Raw genomic sequence first — 16,431 nt, forward strand, 5'->3', positions numbered from 1 at the left:
GACCAGCGTGGGCACCCTGTCCATCCGCCGCTTCTTGCGCCCCGTGTGCTACCAGAACATCCCCGCGTCGATCCTGCCGGACGATTTGGGGTAAGCACGATGGCGGACGCAGTCATTGCCGAATGGATTGCGGTCGACTGGGGAACCAGTCGGCTGCGGGCTTGGGCAATGGATGGGGATCAAGTCCTTGCCGAAGCATCCTCTGACGACGGGATGGGGCGAATGACCCAAGACAGGTTCGAGCCTGCTTTGATCAGCCTCGTCTCGGAGTGGCTTGGCGATGGGCTGACCACCGTGCTTGCGTGCGGCATGGTGGGCGCGCGCCAAGGCTGGCAAGAAGCGCCGTATCGCGCTGTCCCCTGTGCGCCTGTGGCCGCCGGGGACACCGTAAAGGTGGAAACGCAGGACCCAAGGCTGGATGTCAGGATCATCGCGGGGTTGTCGCAAGCAGCGCCAGCAGACGTGATGCGTGGCGAAGAGGTTCAAATTGCGGGGTTTCTAAGCCAGCAGCCTGATTTCGAAGGTGTCCTGTTGTTGCCCGGCACGCATTCGAAGCATGTGGAATTGGTAGACGGGCACGTGCAGCGCTTTGCGACCCACATGACGGGCGAGCATTTCAATCTGATTTGCGCCCATTCGATCCTAAAGCATTCTGTTGCCGAGGGGGATCATGATCCCGTGGCCTTTGCCGATGGTGTGCAGATTGGCCGCGCGGGGAACGCGCTGAAACGGTTGTTTTCGATCCGCGCCGAAGGGCTTGTGGGGCAAAGCGATCCGGTCGCCGCGCGCAGCAAGCTGTCTGGCATGTTGATCGGCGCAGAGTTGGCGGATCTGGACCCCAAGCGTCCTACTATGGTGATCGGAAGCGGGGCCTTGTGCGACCTTTATCTTGCGGCGCTCCTTCAGATCGGGGTGGATGCAGCGGCCCGCGACGGGGGCGACTTGGTGCGGGCCGGACTAACAAAACTCTATTTGACGGAGCAAGCATGAGCGCTCGGAACATTATTGCGATTTTGCGGGGCATCACGCCTTCGGACGCTGCCTCAGCGGCAGAAGCTTTGGTGACAGCAGGCATCACGACGCTCGAGGTGCCACTGAACTCGCCGGATCCGTTCGGCTCCATTGCCGCGATGAGCGAGGCGGTCGGAGACCGCGCGACCGTCGGCGCGGGCACGGTCTTGACCACCGCCGATGTGGCCCGTGTGTCCGAAGCGGGTGGCACGCTCGTTGTGTCACCGGATTGCAACCCCGAGGTCATCCGCGCCACGCGCGCGATGGGTATGCAAAGCTGGCCGGGCTTTTACACACCGACCGAAGCTTTCACGGCGCTGCGCAGCGGCGCGACGGGCTTGAAATTATTCCCCGGTGCGTTGGCTGGCCCCAGCGGGCTAAAGGCGATGCGCGCGGTGCTGCCACAGGGGACGTTGGTCTATGCCGTCGGTGGCGCTGGACCCGATAATTTTGGCGCTTGGCTGACAGCGGGTGCGGACGGATTTGGGATCGGCACAGCCCTTTATACGCCAGGCTTGGCGGTCCCAGAGATCGCTGCGCGTGCCGCGCAGATCGTGGCTGCATACGATGCCGCTCGCGGGGCGGAGGAGTAACATGACCACTTTCGACACAACCTTATGCGAGCTTGGCGAAGGGCCACTTTGGCACCCCGAGCGCCAAGAGCTGTTCTGGTTCGATATTACCGGCCGCCGTCTTTATGCGCGTGGCGCGGATGATCTGCGTCAGTGGGAACTGCCAGAAATGCACTCTGCTGCAGCTTGGATTGATCAGAAACGGCTGCTTATTGCGTCTGAAACGGGCCTCTGGACCTTTGAGCTTGAGACAGGCAGCCGAGCATTGCTCGCGCCGCTTGAGGCTGAGAATGCGGTGACGCGGTCCAATGATGGGCGCTGCGACCCTTGGGGCGGGTTCTGGATTGGGACCATGGGGAAATCCGCCGAAACGGGTGCAGGCGCGATCTACCGCTTTGCCCAAGGCGAACTGCGCCAGCTGTTTCCTGATATCTCCATCCCGAATGCGATCTGTTTTGATGCAGAGCGCGGATGCGCCTACTTTACGGACACACCAACCGGACTGCTTTGGCGCGTTGCGGTGGATGGCGAGGGCTGGCCGACTGGCGCGCCCCACGTCTTGGCCGATGTGCGCGACCTTGGCCTGAATCTCGACGGGGCGGTCGTTCTGGCGGATAGCCGGATCGCGGTGGCTTGCTGGGGCGACAGTGCCGTCCATGTGTTGACCCCTGAAGGCGAGCTCCAAGGACGTTTTCCGATGCCTGCGCCCCATGTGACATGCCCTGCCATGGGCGGCGCGGATTTCACGCGGATGTTCTGCACGTCTGCGACCGAAGGGCTTAGCGCGGACGACCTGACGGATGCCCCTTTGTCCGGCGCGACCTTCGTGATCGAGGGCGCGCCTGCGGGGCGGCCCGAGCCTGCCTTTCCTTTGACCTGACGACCCTCATGCGGAGCCAGCTATGACCAAACCGATTTCTCTGGGGCTCGTGGGCCTTGGGACCATCGCCCGCAACCAACACTTGCCGTCGCTGGCGGACACGCCTGCGCTGGAATTGACCGCCATCGCCAGCCGGAACGCATCTCTGGACGGAGTTCTGTGTTTTCAGGACATTCACGCGATGCTCGAAGGGTCTGATATTGCGGCTGTTTCCCTGTGTACGCCACCCCAAGGCCGGTTTGAACAAGCGGTCGCGACGATAGAGGCGGGCCGCCACCTGATGCTGGAAAAACCGCCGGGTGCGACCGTGTCAGAAGTGCAGGCGCTGGCGCGCTTGGCTGAGGCAAAGGGCGTGACCCTGTTCGCCACATGGCACTCGCGCGAGGCTGCGGCCGTCGAAAAAGCCCGCGAGATGCTGTCGGACGCTGTAATCACGTCGGTCAAGATTTCATGGCGCGAAGACGTCCGCCATTGGCATCCGGGCCAAGAATGGATTTGGCAACCGGGTGGCCTTGGGGTGTTTGACCCCGGCATCAACGCGCTGTCGATCCTCACGCGGATCATGCCTGATCCGGTGCATGTGCACGCGGCGATGCTTGAGGTGCCCTCAAATAAACAAGCGCCGATCGGGGCGGAACTAGAGATGCGCTCGGCCAAGGGCGCGCCTGTCCACGCTGTGTTCGATTGGCGTCAGACCGGCCCGCAAACGTGGGATATCGAGGTTGAGACCGAAACTGGCACGATCACCTTGCGGGATGGCGGCGCGACTCTGCACCAAGGGGACACCTGCCTGATCGCGGCCCAAGACGAAGAATACCGGCGACTCTACAAACGGTTCGGCGAATTGATCGCTGCGGGCCAAAGCGAGGTTGATCTGGCACCCATGCAACTGGTGGCGGACGCGTTCTTGTTGGCGGACAAGCGCGACACCGATCCGTTCCATGACTAAGCCTACGCCCTTTGGCCAGTTGCCGGACGGAACGCCGGTCGAGGTTGTCACCTTGCACGCCGGCGTGGCCGAGGCGCGGGTGATCACCTTTGGTGCCGCGCTCCAGAGCTTAGTGCTGCCGGATCGGGCAGGGCATCTGGATGATGTCGTTCTGGGGCATGACGACTTGTCGGGTTATGTCGCGCATCGCAAGAACTTTGGCGCGACCGTGGGGCGTGTGGCGAACCGGATTGCAAAGGGTCAGTTCACGCTCGACGGGCAGAGCTACCAGCTGCCGCAGAACAACGGCCCAAACACCCTGCACGGCGGGCCAGAGGGGTTTGACAGGCGCAACTGGCGGATCATCGATCTGACGTCGGCCAGCGTCACGCTGGAACTGACCAGCCCCGACGGGGATCAGGGGTTCCCGGGTGCTGTGGCGGTCCGGACCCGCTACGAGATGCAGGAACGAGAAGGCGGCGTGCGCCTTGGGATCACCTATGAGGGCGAAACCACTGCGCCGACGCCCTTGGCGATGACCCATCACAGCTATTTCGCGCTCGCCGGGCACGGGAGTCTACGGGACCGTCCGTCGTCGGCGCTTGAATACGATCTCGAAGTGCCAGCAAGCCGCTATTTGCCGACCGATGAGCACCAAATCCCTCTGGGGCCTGCGCCGGTTGGAGCGACCCCCTTTGATTTCCGCGAGGGGCGGCGGTGCGCCTCTGCGATCCGTGCGGGCGCGTTGGAGGGATATGATCATTGCCTGTGCCTTGACGTAGGCCGCGCCACTTTGGCGGACCCTGTGTCGGGGCGGCGCATGCGCTTGACCACCAATCAGCAGGGCTTGCAGGTCTACACCAGCAACGCGTTTGACGGCAGTATCGCAGGGAAATCGGGGGTGCTCTATCAGCCCTATGACGCGATCTGTCTGGAGCCGCAGGCTTGGCCGAATGCGGTGAACATAGCTGCAGATCAATGTCCGTGCGATGTTATTTTGCGACCCAGCGACACGTATCGCTCTGTGATCACTCTGGATTTCGACACGATCTGACAGCAAAAGGCCCGCACGTGGCGGGCCTGATCGCGTCATTGCGGTGTGATCGTCGTGATCCCCAGATTGGCGGCGCGGGCCAGCTCTGGGTCCAGCGCCATCGGCACGTATTCCCCCAAACGCCAGCGCACCCCAAGATCATCATAGTGTCGTGACAAGAAGTGGCCAGACTGGCCAGTCGACGTCACAAAGACAGAGCTTTCTGGATCCGCGAAGTCATAGACCCCACGATATCCCGCGCCGTGCACGTTCAGGAAGGGGTCCGGACCCGACCCTTTGGTCAAGCCCCGCAAGAGCGTATCATCTCCGCCGCTGGTGGACTGCCGGATGTTGACAAAGTACCGCAGCACCGGCAACTCGCCAAGGACCTGATGATCATGGGTCGCTTGGTGGGCGTCACCCCAACGCAAGCTTTGCAGCTTGGTGCCGTAGGTTTCAGAAATCCAGATGAGCGCGTCGTCCAGCGCCAGACGCGCCATCTCGGCGCAGGTTTCCTCTTTGGCGGATTGGCGGACGTTGCACCACTCGGCGGCCCCGTCGATGTCGCGGTACACGCGCTCGATGAACAAGGGCTCCACATGAGTGAACTTGCCCGCCAGTGGGCCCAACTCATCACGGATCAAGCGGTCTTGGAGTTCGCGCAGCCACGCGGCGTAGATCAGCGGTTCCGGCATGTGTTCGTTCATTTCGCCGTTCCAGCCGGCCAGCATCTCCAATGCCAGTTGGCGCGTGCGTTCCGGCGTGCCTTCTGCGGCGGCTTCGCCTGTGAACCACAGATCAGCCCCGATCAGCGGCAAAAGGGTCCGCGCGGTGATCGAAACGGTGTCGAGCTGCGCCTCGATAAAGCTTTCTCGTGTGTGGACCTTGCGCGCCTGCATCAAACGGCGGAAGCGTTGCACACGCTCTGTGTCGCCCCATTCAAAAGACACATGTTCAGGAAAGGGGCGATCCACGATCTTGTTATTGGTATTGCCCAGAATGCCGCCTTCGGGGTTCAGGAATTCGGGGTTCGACGTGTGGTAGTCCAAACGCCCGCGCCAACGGTTGCGGTTCAACCAGCCGGGGCTTGGCATGCGGCCTTTGCTCTGGTGGTTAGACAGGCGTCGGGGCATCGCACCAATCAGCTTGAGGCCGATGTTCCCTTGGGCATCGGCCAGCGAAAGGTTCTGAGAGGGCGCGATAAAGTCCTCGGCTGCGGTGATCGCGGCGGGCACGGACTGTGCTTGCATGATGTCAAAGGCTGCGCTGAACGAGGTGTCGTTCGGAGTCAGCATGGTCCATGACAGGGCAGCCACATGACCGCGCGGCGTGATCGAGCCCAGATTGTAATGCTCTGGCGGCATCACCGGGCCATTGCGTGTCCAACGCAGCATGAACGTCTGGGGGCTTTGACCTTTGATATTGATGATCGACGGGCGTTTGGTGAACGGCGCGTAACCGTCAGTCACACGGTATTCGTCCGGATTGTCGGGGTTTACTTCCTCGATAAACAGGTCCTGATCGTCGAGGTAAGAGGAGGTCAGCCCCCAGCCCAGCTTCTCGCTCCGGCCTGACAGGACCAACGGAATACCGGGAATGGTGCCGCCGATGACGCCTCCCGATTGCAGTTCCAGCCGTGCGAGATACCAGATGGTTGGGGCGCTGAATCCCAAATGCGGGTCGTTCGCCAAGAGCGCGCCACCCGCTGCGGACCGCGCATCACTGGCAACAAACGCGTTCGACGCCCCGGCAAAGTCCATCTCGGGAAAGGGCGAAAGCGGGTCTTTGACCTGATTGGCGCGGGCCAGTGCGGGCAGGGGCGCATCAAAAAGCGCGGCATACTCGGGCAGCGCGGCGATCCCCTCGCCGGGGACATCGGGCAGGATGTCCTTGACCCGTTCGGGCGTCAGCATCATCGAGGCTTGGGCGCGCAGGACCTCGGCCTCTAGATGACCGGACAGTTGCACGGACATGAGTTTTAGAACGGCCAGAGAGTCAGCGGGCGTCCACGGGGCGATCTGTGCGGGGAACAGGAACATCTCGGGCGCGCCGCGTCCCAAAGCCTTTTCGTTGATTTCGCGCAGGCGGGCATTCACGCCTGCCGCATAGCCGTCCAGTGCGATCCGTGCTTCGGCGGTCTGAACCTCGACCGAGCGGGCGGCAAGGTTATACAGATCGAGCTGCCGCATCAGCCTGTCGATAGGCAACGTGCGTTCGCCAAAGAGTTCAGACAAGCGTCCTTGGGCTGTGCGGCGCATCATGACAATCTGCCAGAGGCGGTCTTGCGCTTGTGCATAACCAAGGCCGAAAAACACGTCGAAATCGTCGTCCGCAAAAATGTGCGGGACGGCCGCCGTATCGCGAACGATTTCGATTTCGCCTTTGGCACCAGAGAGTTGTATGTCGCGGCTATAGTCGGGCAGGGACCGTGCGGCCAGATAGTAGATCGCCAGAACAGCCAGTGTCGCCGCCACCACGGACGCGACGGTCAAGCGCAAAAGCCACTTAAATACTCTCTTCATCGATACCTCTTTGGTTGACCGGCGCGCTATCCGGCTTAGGAAGGTGTGTGACGCCAATGGAAAAGACGCAAGGGGGTATTCATCATGGCAAAAGTCGCGTTTCTGGGTCTCGGGGTCATGGGGTATCCAATGGCTGGCCACCTTGCCAAGGCCGGTCATAGCGTAACTGTCTATAACCGTACCACCGCCAAAGCAGAAAAATGGGCCGAGGAATTCGGTGGTTCGTTTGCAGCGACACCTGCCGAAGCGGCCAAAGGTGCCGAATTTGTGATGACTTGCGTGGGCAACGACGACGATCTGCGTCAGGTCTGTGCAGGCGAAAACGGCGCGTTCGCTGGCATGGACGCGGGCGCGATCCTCGTGGACCACACCACCGTTTCCGCAGCCGTCACATCCGAACTCTATGCAATCGCCAAAGAGAAGGGCCTGAGTTTTGTCGACGCCCCGATCAGCGGCGGGCAGGCGGGCGCTGAAAATGGCGTCCTGTCCGTGATGTGTGGCGGCGACGAAGACGCCTATGCCAAGGCCGAGCCGGTCATCGACGCCTATTCGAAAATCTGCCGCCGCTTGGGCGACAGTGGTGCGGGCCAGATGACCAAGATGGTCAACCAGATCTGCATCGCGGGCCTTGTCCAAGGTCTGGCCGAAGGGCTGAACTTCGCGGGCAAAGCAGGTCTGGACATCGAAGCGGTGGTCGAGGTGATCAGCCAAGGCGCTGCGGGCAGCTGGCAAATGGCGAACCGCCACCAGACCATGGCCAAAGACGAATATGATTTTGGCTTTGCAGTGGACTGGATGCGCAAGGACCTCGATATCTGCCTGCGCACCGGCGAAGAGCTGGGGGCCAGCCTGCCGGGCACCGCATTGATTGACCAGTATTACAAAGATGTCCAAGCCATGGGCGGCGGGCGTTGGGATACGTCGTCTTTGATGGCCCGTTTGCGCAAGCTGGGTTGAAAGAAAACAACATTTTAGTGTTACCTTATGGGGGCGATGATCTACGTAGCGGTAGACTTCCGCCCCCATGTCGTTTAAACGGGCGGCAAAGTTAGCGCTAACAAGCCCAAGGCTCGTCAGACCCGAGGAGGGAAACATGGTTTCACGCGTTATTCCGGTCGATTCTTTCGATCTCGTCATTTTTGGCGGTACCGGCGATCTGGCCCGCCGCAAAATCCTGCCCGGCCTCTTCCGCCGCTATGCCAGCGGCCAGATGCCCGACGAAGGCCGGATCATCGGCGCGGCCCGTTCTGACATGACCTGCGACGAGTTCCGCACCATGGTCAAAGAGGCTGTGGAAGAGTTTGATCCCAAGTCGGCCAAAGATACCGAAAACCTTGAGAAATTCTTGGAACGCGTGTTCTACGTGGCTGTCGATGCGATGGGCGACGGCGGCTGGAAAGAGTTGGGGGATCTGCTACGCCCCGACATGATCCGCGCCTTCTATTTCTCGGTTGCACCCAGCCTGTTCGGCACCATCGCGGAGCGTCTGAAGACGTTTGACTTGGCCGATGACGACGCCCGCATCGTTGTGGAAAAACCGTTCGGTAAGGATTTGGAAACCGCTCGGGCGCTGAATAAATCGCTGGCAGAGCACTTCCACGAAGGTCAGATCTACCGTATCGACCACTACTTGGGTAAAGAAACCGTCCAGAACCTGATGGCTGTGCGCTTTGGCAACATGCTGTTCGAACCCCTGTGGAACAGCCAGTATGTCGACCACATCCAGATCACCGTCGCCGAAACGGTGGGCGTTGGTGGGCGTGGCAGCTACTACGACACTTCGGGCGCGATGCGGGACATGGTGCAGAACCACCTGATGCAGCTCTTGTGCCTGATCGCGATGGAGCCGCCCGCGAAGTTCGATCCCGACGCCGTTCGCGACGAGAAGCTCAAAGTCATCCGCGCGCTGGATCCGGTCGAACCGCACCATATTGTGCGCGGCCAATACAGTGCCTCGGAAAAATCCGCGAGCTACCGCGAAGACGTCGAAAATCCCCGCTCGTTCACCGAGAGCTTTGTCGCCATGCGCTGCGAAATCTCGAACTGGCGTTGGGCCGGGACCCCGTTCTACATGCGCACAGGCAAACGCCTGAAGGCGCGCACCAGTGAAATTGCTGTGGTCTTCAAGGATGCGCCGCACTCGATCTTTGGCGCCGAAGCAGGCGTGCACCGCAATGTCCTGTCGATCCGGCTGCAACCGAACGAGGGCATGACCCTTGGCGTGACGATCAAGGAACCGGGGCCGGGCGGTATGCGTTTGGTGGACGTGCCTCTGGACATGACCTTTGCCGAGGCTTTGGGGCCGGACGCAGAGGAGGTGCCCGACGCATACGAACGCCTGATCATGGACGTGATCCGCGGCAACCAGACCTTGTTTATGCGCGGCGACGAAGTCGAGGCCGCGTGGGCTTGGACCGACCCGATCATCAACGGGTGGACCAACCGCAACGACGTTCCCAAACCCTACGACACTGGCAGCGCCGGACCGGATGATGCGTTGATGCTGATGCACCGCGACGGCCGCCGCTGGAGAGAGATCAAGGAATGAACTTTAACGAATATCCTGACCGCGAGATGATGATGATTGATCTCGCGAACATCATCGCCGGTGAATTGGGCGAGTCCCTGCGCACCGGTGATCGTGCCTCGCTTTGTGTGCCTGGTGGCACCACGCCCGGCCCGATCTTTGACGCGCTAAACGAGGTCGCTCTGGATTGGGACCGCGTTGACGTTCTGCTGAACGACGAACGCTGGGTCCCCGAGGATCACGAACGTTCTAATACCCGCCTGTTGCGCCAGCGCTTGCTGATCAACAAGGCTGCGGCGGCGAAATACGTCCCTCTTTATGCACCGACCGAGACACCCGAGGAGTCGATGGAGGCGCTGGCGGCTGGGATCGAACCGTCGCTGCCTCTGTCGGTGTGCCTCTTGGGCATGGGCGCTGACATGCATACCGCGTCGCTCTTCCCCGGCGCGGATCGTTTGGAAGAGGCGCTGTCGCCCGACGCCCCGATCCTGCTGCCCATGCGTGCGCCCGGCGCGCCAGAGCCGCGCATCACACTGTCGGCCCGCGTCCTGAAGGATTCAACAAACCTTCACATCGTGATCACTGGCGCGGAAAAGCGCGAGGCACTAGAAAAAGCCCGTTCGCTCGAGCCGATGGACGCGCCCGTCGCATCTGTCCTTGATCGGGCGCAAATTCATTGGACGGAGTAATTTTATATGTGGACTGACCTCAAGGCGCATTACGCCCGCACCGAGGGCCGCAACATCTTGGATCTGTTTGCCAAAGGCGATCGTTTCGGCGATTTCTCGGCGGCGCTCGGGGACATGCTGTTTGACTACTCGAAGACCAACATCGACGCGGAAACCCGCGCATCCCTGATCGCGCTGGCGGAAACCGCAGGCGTTGCCGCCCGCCGCGACGCCATGTTCGCAGGCGAAAAGATCAACGAAACCGAGGGCCGCTCTGTCCTGCACACCGCTCTGCGCAACCTGAACGGTCGCAAGGTCGAGGTCGACGGTCAAGACGTCATGCCTGCAGTGCTGGACACCCTAAGCCGCATGGAAGCCTTTGCCACCGCAGTCCGCGACGGCAGCTACAGCGCACAGGGCGGCAAGATCACAGACGTGATCAACATCGGCATCGGTGGTTCCGATCTTGGCCCGGCGATGGCCTACCGCGCGCTGTCACCCTACGCCGATGGACCTGCCTGCCACTACGTGTCGAACGTGGACGGCGCGGACATCCACGATGTGCTCAAGAAATGCGACCCGACCACCACGCTGGTGATCGTCGCTTCCAAAACCTTCACCACCATCGAAACGATGACCAACGCCGAGACCGCCCGCAAGTGGATGGCGGAGCGGGTCTCGGACACTGGCGCACAGTTTGCGGCCCTCAGCTCGGCGGATGACAAAGCCGCTGAATGGGGTATCGCGGCAGAGCGCGTCTTCGGCTTCGAAGACTGGGTTGGCGGCCGCTACTCCATGTGGGGCCCGATTGGCCTGTCCGTGATGATCGCGATCGGCGCCGACGACTTCCGCGCCTTCCTTCAGGGCGGCGACGCGATGGACACCCACTTCCTGACCGCCGATTTCTCGGAAAACCTGCCTGTCCTGCTGGCACTGGTCGGCATCTGGCACCACCAGATCAGCGGCCACGGCACCCGCGCCGTTCTGCCGTATGACAACCGTCTGGGCCGTCTGCCCGCGTATTTCCAACAGCTGGAGATGGAGTCGAACGGCAAATCGGTGTCCATGGACGGTTCTGACCTGACCAATCAAGCCGGTCCTATCGTCTGGGGCGAGCCGGGCACCAACGGCCAACATGCTTTCTACCAGCTGATCCATCAGGGCACCCAAGTGGTCCCCGTGGAATTCATGGTCGCCGCCAATGGCCACGAAGAGGACCTGGCACACCACCATAAACTACTGGTCGCCAACTGCTTCGCTCAATCCGAAGCGCTGCTGCGCGGCCGCTCGCTGGACGAATGCCGCGAACGGATGGCCGCCAAGGGTCTGACCGGCGAAGAGCTGGAACGCCAAGCACGTCACCGCGTCTTCTCGGGCAACCGCCCGTCAACGACGCTGATCTACCCCAAAATGACGCCCTATGTCCTTGGTCAGATCATCGCGCTCTACGAGCACCGCGTGTTCGTCGAAGGCACGATCCTCGGCATCAACTCCTACGACCAGTGGGGCGTGGAACTGGGCAAAGAGCTGGCGCTCGCGCTGGAACCCATTCTCTCGGGCGATCAGGACGGTGCAGGCAAAGACGGCTCGACCCTCGGCCTCGTGAACTACGTCCAGAACGCCTAAGCCGAACCGATAAAAACTCCAAAGGCGCGCACTCTACCGGCGCGCCTTTTTGCTCACTTCCTGGCGAAAATACCCTCGGGGGTGAATTGGCGCCCCAGCGCCAAGAGGGGGCAGACAGCCCCCATTCCGCCTCAGCCCGCGGTCGCGCCGTCAACCTGGATGAACCGTTGCTTCAATGCGTCGGGCAAGGCCATTTTCTCTGGCGCATCGGGCTGGAGCATGACGATGACCGCTTGCCCTGTCACCCGCAGATCGCCCGAATACACCGCGTATTCCTGCCTGAAACTTGTATTTCGGAACGACGCGGTTCGTGCGGCCACCACATAGTCTTCGTTCATGAACATTTCTTTGTGGTACTCGACCGCCAGTGATTTCAGTACCACGCGCGGCTCGCCGGCCTGAAACTTCAAAATGTCCCACGCCTGAAAATACTGGACGCGAATATTCTCGAACCACTTCAGATAGACCGCGTTGTTCACGTGGCTATTGGTGTCCAGATCGCCGTAATGTACGCGATCCGCGATGCCGAAGGGCCAAGAGTCCGGCACATTTTGCGCGCGCAAATCCTCGCGCGTGAGAGGAGTGTGATAAATCAATGTCATACGCGCAGTGGTAAAACCCAATGCCGCCCCTCGCAATATGCTTGGCATGGGATGTGACGCATGGTAACTCGGCCCCATGAAACAGAGCGCAATCATTACTATTATTTGTTCGATCTGCTGAGACACTGTCCGGCGGGCCGTTTCGCGCTTTCTTCCGAAAACCCGTAATGCTATTCCCGCCGCGACCCATTCACGACACCTTGGGGCGAGGACCAGGCATGACCCAGATTACACTCCACAACACGATGTCGCGGCAGCGGGAGATTTTCCAGCCGATCGACCTTCAGAACGTGCGGATGTATGTCTGTGGACCGACCGTCTACGACCGCGCCCATTTAGGGAATGCGCGGCCCGTGGTGGTCTTTGACCTGCTGTTCCGCCTGCTGCGCCATGTTTATGGCGCCGATCACGTCACCTATGTGCGGAACTTCACCGACGTCGATGACAAGATCAACGCCCGCGCCGCTGAAACCGGTCGCGATATCCGCGAGATCACCGACGAAACCATTCAGTGGTTCCTTGATGACATGGGTGCCTTGGGTGCGCTGGAGCCGACGCAGGCCCCTCGCGCAACCGAGTATATTGGCGAGATGATCGCTATGATCGAAGGGCTGATTTCCCGCGGCCACGCTTATGCCGCCGAAGGGCACGTTCTGTTTGCAGTGGACAGCTGGAAAGAGAGCTATGGCAAACTGTCGGGCCGTTCGGTCGATGACATGATCGCCGGCGCCCGCGTAGAAGTGGCTCCCTACAAGCGCAACCCGATGGATTTTGTGCTGTGGAAACCGTCCAGCGATGATCTGCCCGGGTGGGACAGCCCTTGGGGTCGCGGTCGTCCGGGCTGGCATATCGAATGCTCGGCCATGAGTGACGCACTGCTTGGCGCGACGTTCGACATCCACGGGGGCGGCAACGATCTGATGTTCCCGCACCACGAGAACGAGATCGCCCAAAGCTGCTGCGCGAACCCCGATGGGGGCTTTGCCAAGGTCTGGCTGCACAACGAGATGCTTCAGGTCGAAGGCAAGAAGATGTCTAAATCCTTGGGCAACTTCTTTACCGTTCAGGACCTGTTCCAACAGGGCTGGCCGGGCGAAGTGATCCGTTTGGTCTTCTTGCAGACCCATTACCGCAAACCGATGGACTGGACCGAAGCCAAAGCGCAGGCCGCCCGCGACACTCTGAAGAAATGGCGCAAGATGACCGATGGCGCTGTTGCTGGCGACGTTTCTCCTGCGGTTGTCGATGCCGTTGCGAGCGACCTGAACAGCGCGGGCGCGGTGGCCGAATTGCACAAACTGGCAGGGGCTGGTGATGCGGCAGGTCTATTGGCGTCGGCTCGGTTCTTGGGGCTGCTGACGCCCGAGATGGGCGCTTGGGCAGAGGAAAGCGAGACCGGAGCGGACCTGCTTGCGCCGCTGGCAGAGAAGCTGGCGGCGGTGCGTGCAACAGCGATGGAGACCAAGGATTTCAGCGAAGTGGATCGGTTGAAGACCGCGCTCCTGGACGCCGGGGTCGAAGTGCGCATGTCGAAAGCTGGTGTTGAACTCTCGCCCAAGGACGGGTTCGATGCGGCCAAGTTGGAAGGCCTGTAACGCAATGCGTCTGTGGCAACTGACGGACGGGGGGCTGTCTGCCCCCCGCGCGCCCCGAGGGTATTTGGACCAAGATGAAGGACAGGTGGTGTGATGAAAGAAAAGCTGTACCTGTATGACACCACTCTGCGCGATGGGCAGCAGACGCAGGGCGTGCAGTTTTCGACGCCCGAGAAGCACCAGATCGCAGACGCTTTGGACCGCTTGGGGGTGGATTACATTGAGGGCGGTTGGCCGGGCGCAAACCCGACGGACTCCGCCTTTTTCGAGGAGGCGCCCGAGACCAAGGCTGTGTTTACAGCGTTCGGGATGACCAAGCGGGCAGGGCGCTCTGCCGCGAATGACGAAGTTTTGGCGGCTGTTTTGAACGCGGGCACGCCTGCGGTTTGTCTGGTGGGCAAGACACATGATTTCCACGTGACCTGCGCGCTCGGCATCACGCTGGAAGAGAACCTCGAGAATATCCGCGAGTCTGTGGCGCATATCGTGGCGCAGGGGCGCGAGGCGCTGTTTGATGCGGAACATTTCTTTGACGGGTATCGGGCGAACTCTGAGTACGCGTTGGAGGCTGTGAAGGCAGCTTATGATGCGGGCGCGCGCTGGGTGGTGCTGTGTGATACGAATGGCGGCGCGCAGCCGAATGTAATTGCGGATGTTGTTCGAGCGGTCATTGCTGCTGGTATTCCAGGCGACCATTTGGGCATCCACTGCCATAACGACACCGAACAAGCGGTTGCTGGATCTTTGGCCGCTGTCTTGGCAGGCGCTCGTCAGATTCAGGGGACCTTGAACGGCTTGGGCGAGCGTTGCGGCAATGCCAACCTGACCACGCTGATCCCGACGTTGAAGCTGAAAGAGCCTTTTGCCAGCCAATTTGAAACTGGTGTGAGTGATGAGGCGCTTGAAGGCATGTTGTCGGTGAGCAGGATGCTCGACGACATCCTGAACCGCGTTCCGTTCCGTCAGGCGCCTTATGTGGGGGCCAGCGCTTTTGCTCACAAAGCCGGATTGCACGCCAGCGCGATCCTAAAGGACCCGACAACCTACGAGCATATTGAGCCGTCCAAGGTCGGCAATGCGCGCATTATTCCCATGTCCAATCAGGCGGGCCAGTCGAACCTGCGCAAGCGCTTGACTGAAGCGGGGCTGAAGATCGAGGCCGGTGATCCGGTGCTGGGACAGATCCTAGAGGATGTGAAGGCGCGGGAGTCGCAGGGCTATTCCTATGACGGTGCGCAGGCGAGCTTTGAACTGCTCGCGCGGCGCGCCATGGGGCAGTGTCCCGAATTCTTTGAAGTGAAGCGCTATCGCGTCACTATCGAGCGCCGCAAGAACAAGCATAACCAGATGGTCAGCTTGTCCGAAGCAGTCGTGGTCGTGAAGGTGGACGGTGAAAAGAAACTGTCAGTCAGCGAAAGCATGGACGCATGCGGCACAGACCGCGGCCCCGTGAACGCGCTGGCGAAAGCTTTGGCCAAGGATTTGGGCCGCTATAGCGACCTGATCGAAGATATGAAGCTGGTCGATTTTAAGGTCCGGATCACGCAGGGCGGTACTGAAGCTGTGACCCGTGTCATCATTGACAGTGAAGATGGCAAGGGGCGCCGTTGGTCCACTGTTGGGGTCAGCGCGAACATCGTGGATGCGAGTTTCGAGGCGCTGCTGGATGCGATCGTGTGGAAGTTGATCCGCGATGGGGCCAAAGCCTGATGAGCATCAACGCCTGTGCCAAGATCGTGCATGACGCAGACCCTGACCGCTTTCTGGCGATCATGGCCGCGCCTGTCTCGGCGCGGCGGGTGCTTTTTCCGCTCTATGCGTTCAATGTCGAGATCAGCCGCGCCCCTTGGGTCACCAAGGAGACGATGATCGCTGAAATGCGGGTGCAGTGGTGGCGCGATGCTTTGGCCGAGGTGGCCGAAGGGCGCGGGCGGCGGCACGAGGTTGTCGATGCGCTCGGAGAGGTGCTGGATGCCGAAGGCGCGCGCCTGCTGGACGGATGTTGCGAGATGCGGCGTTGGGACATCTACACCGACCCGTTCGAGGATGAAGAGCACTTCGACAGCTATATTGAAGAGACCTCGGCGACCTTGATGTGGGTGGCGGCGCGGGCTCTGGGCTCGACCGAAGAGGCCGCCGTGCGCAAGCGTGGTTATGCGGCAGGGATTGCCAATTGGCTGGTGGCCGTCCCCGAACTGGCATCGCGCAATCGTATCCCCTTGCTTGATGGGCGGCCAGAGGGTCTGCAAGGGCTGGCGCGCAAGGCGTTAACTGCTTTGGCAGAGGGGAAGATCGACAAAGCAGCGCGTCCGGCAACGCTCATTGGATTCCAGACGAGGGACATCTTGCAACAGGCGCTGGACAATCCGCTAAGGGTTGGGGATGGCGCTCTGGGATTAAGTCCCATCCGCAAGCGGTTGTTATTGATGAAACAATCCGCTTTTGGATGAGCTTGTCGAACCCCGCC

At 61.0% G+C, this 16,431-nt stretch carries 14 protein-coding genes; 12 read left to right on the forward strand and 2 right to left on the reverse strand.

All coding sequences use genetic code 11. The annotated features are described in order from the left end of the window. The first annotated feature begins 99 nt into the window (after positions 1–99). Genes BM225_RS19560 through BM225_RS19580 form a run of 5 tightly spaced genes read left to right on the forward strand, consistent with a single transcriptional unit; the run spans position 100 to position 4,445 of the window. Positions 100–990 (forward strand): 2-dehydro-3-deoxygalactonokinase, encoded by an 891-nt coding sequence (locus BM225_RS19560; protein WP_072706459.1) that lies wholly within the window; start codon positions 100–102, stop codon positions 988–990. Beyond that, entirely contained in the window at positions 987–1,604 is a 618-nt protein-coding gene (locus tag BM225_RS19565; protein WP_072706421.1) for a 2-dehydro-3-deoxy-6-phosphogalactonate aldolase, read from the forward strand. The genes BM225_RS19560 and BM225_RS19565 overlap by 4 nt, the downstream gene beginning before the upstream one ends. 1 nt (position 1,605) lies before the next feature. Next, positions 1,606–2,463 carry an SMP-30/gluconolactonase/LRE family protein gene (locus BM225_RS19570; protein WP_072706422.1) on the forward strand — a complete coding sequence of 286 codons (858 nt, stop codon included), beginning with the start codon at positions 1,606–1,608 and terminating at the stop codon, positions 2,461–2,463. Between the two features lie 22 nt (positions 2,464–2,485). After that, a complete protein-coding gene (locus BM225_RS19575) occupies positions 2,486–3,412 on the forward strand; it encodes a Gfo/Idh/MocA family protein (protein WP_072706423.1) in 927 nt (308 codons plus the stop codon). Next, positions 3,405–4,445, forward strand: a complete 1,041-nt coding sequence (locus BM225_RS19580; RefSeq protein WP_083595674.1) for an aldose epimerase family protein — start codon at positions 3,405–3,407, stop codon at positions 4,443–4,445. The genes BM225_RS19575 and BM225_RS19580 overlap by 8 nt, the downstream gene beginning before the upstream one ends. A 35-nt stretch (positions 4,446–4,480) precedes the next feature. Here BM225_RS19580 and BM225_RS19585 read toward each other — a convergent pair whose 3' ends face one another. Then, entirely contained in the window at positions 4,481–6,946 is a 2,466-nt protein-coding gene (locus BM225_RS19585; RefSeq protein ID WP_072706425.1) for a penicillin acylase family protein, read from the reverse strand. Between the two features lie 84 nt (positions 6,947–7,030). Between BM225_RS19585 and BM225_RS19590 the strand changes: the two genes are divergently transcribed. From BM225_RS19590 to pgi, 4 genes are all read left to right on the forward strand, one after another. Continuing rightward, entirely contained in the window at positions 7,031–7,903 is an 873-nt protein-coding gene (locus BM225_RS19590; protein ID WP_072706426.1) for an NAD(P)-dependent oxidoreductase, read from the forward strand. Between the two features lie 136 nt (positions 7,904–8,039). Continuing rightward, positions 8,040–9,494 carry a glucose-6-phosphate dehydrogenase gene (gene zwf / locus BM225_RS19595; RefSeq protein ID WP_072706427.1) on the forward strand — a complete coding sequence of 485 codons (1,455 nt, stop codon included), beginning with the start codon at positions 8,040–8,042 and terminating at the stop codon, positions 9,492–9,494. Continuing rightward, complete coding sequence (gene pgl, locus BM225_RS19600) at positions 9,491–10,162, forward strand: 6-phosphogluconolactonase (RefSeq protein WP_072706428.1); 672 nt, start codon at positions 9,491–9,493, stop codon at positions 10,160–10,162. The genes zwf and pgl overlap by 4 nt, the downstream gene beginning before the upstream one ends. A 6-nt stretch (positions 10,163–10,168) precedes the next feature. Continuing rightward, positions 10,169–11,767, forward strand: a complete 1,599-nt coding sequence (gene pgi / locus BM225_RS19605; RefSeq protein ID WP_072706429.1) for a glucose-6-phosphate isomerase — start codon at positions 10,169–10,171, stop codon at positions 11,765–11,767. A 131-nt stretch (positions 11,768–11,898) separates the two neighbouring features. On the opposite strand, the gene BM225_RS19610 is transcribed toward pgi, so the two are convergent. Next, a complete protein-coding gene (locus BM225_RS19610; RefSeq protein ID WP_177218666.1) occupies positions 11,899–12,390 on the reverse strand; it encodes an acyl-CoA thioesterase in 492 nt (163 codons plus the stop codon). 197 nt (positions 12,391–12,587) lie between these two features. Here BM225_RS19610 and cysS point away from each other — a divergent pair, with 197 nt between their 5' ends. From cysS to BM225_RS19625, 3 genes are all read left to right on the forward strand, one after another. Continuing rightward, a complete protein-coding gene (gene cysS / locus BM225_RS19615; protein ID WP_072706431.1) occupies positions 12,588–13,964 on the forward strand; it encodes a cysteine--tRNA ligase in 1,377 nt (458 codons plus the stop codon). Between the two features lie 90 nt (positions 13,965–14,054). Beyond that, complete coding sequence (gene cimA, locus BM225_RS19620; protein WP_072706432.1) at positions 14,055–15,674, forward strand: citramalate synthase; 1,620 nt, start codon at positions 14,055–14,057, stop codon at positions 15,672–15,674. Then, positions 15,674–16,414, forward strand: coding sequence for a squalene/phytoene synthase family protein (locus tag BM225_RS19625; protein ID WP_072706433.1), 741 nt, complete (start codon positions 15,674–15,676; stop codon positions 16,412–16,414). The genes cimA and BM225_RS19625 overlap by 1 nt, the downstream gene beginning before the upstream one ends. The last annotated feature ends 17 nt before the right edge of the window (positions 16,415–16,431 follow it).

The sequence above is a fragment of the Donghicola eburneus genome (assembly GCF_900115865.1).
In the GTDB taxonomy this organism is placed as follows: Bacteria; Pseudomonadota; Alphaproteobacteria; order Rhodobacterales; family Rhodobacteraceae; genus Donghicola; species Donghicola eburneus.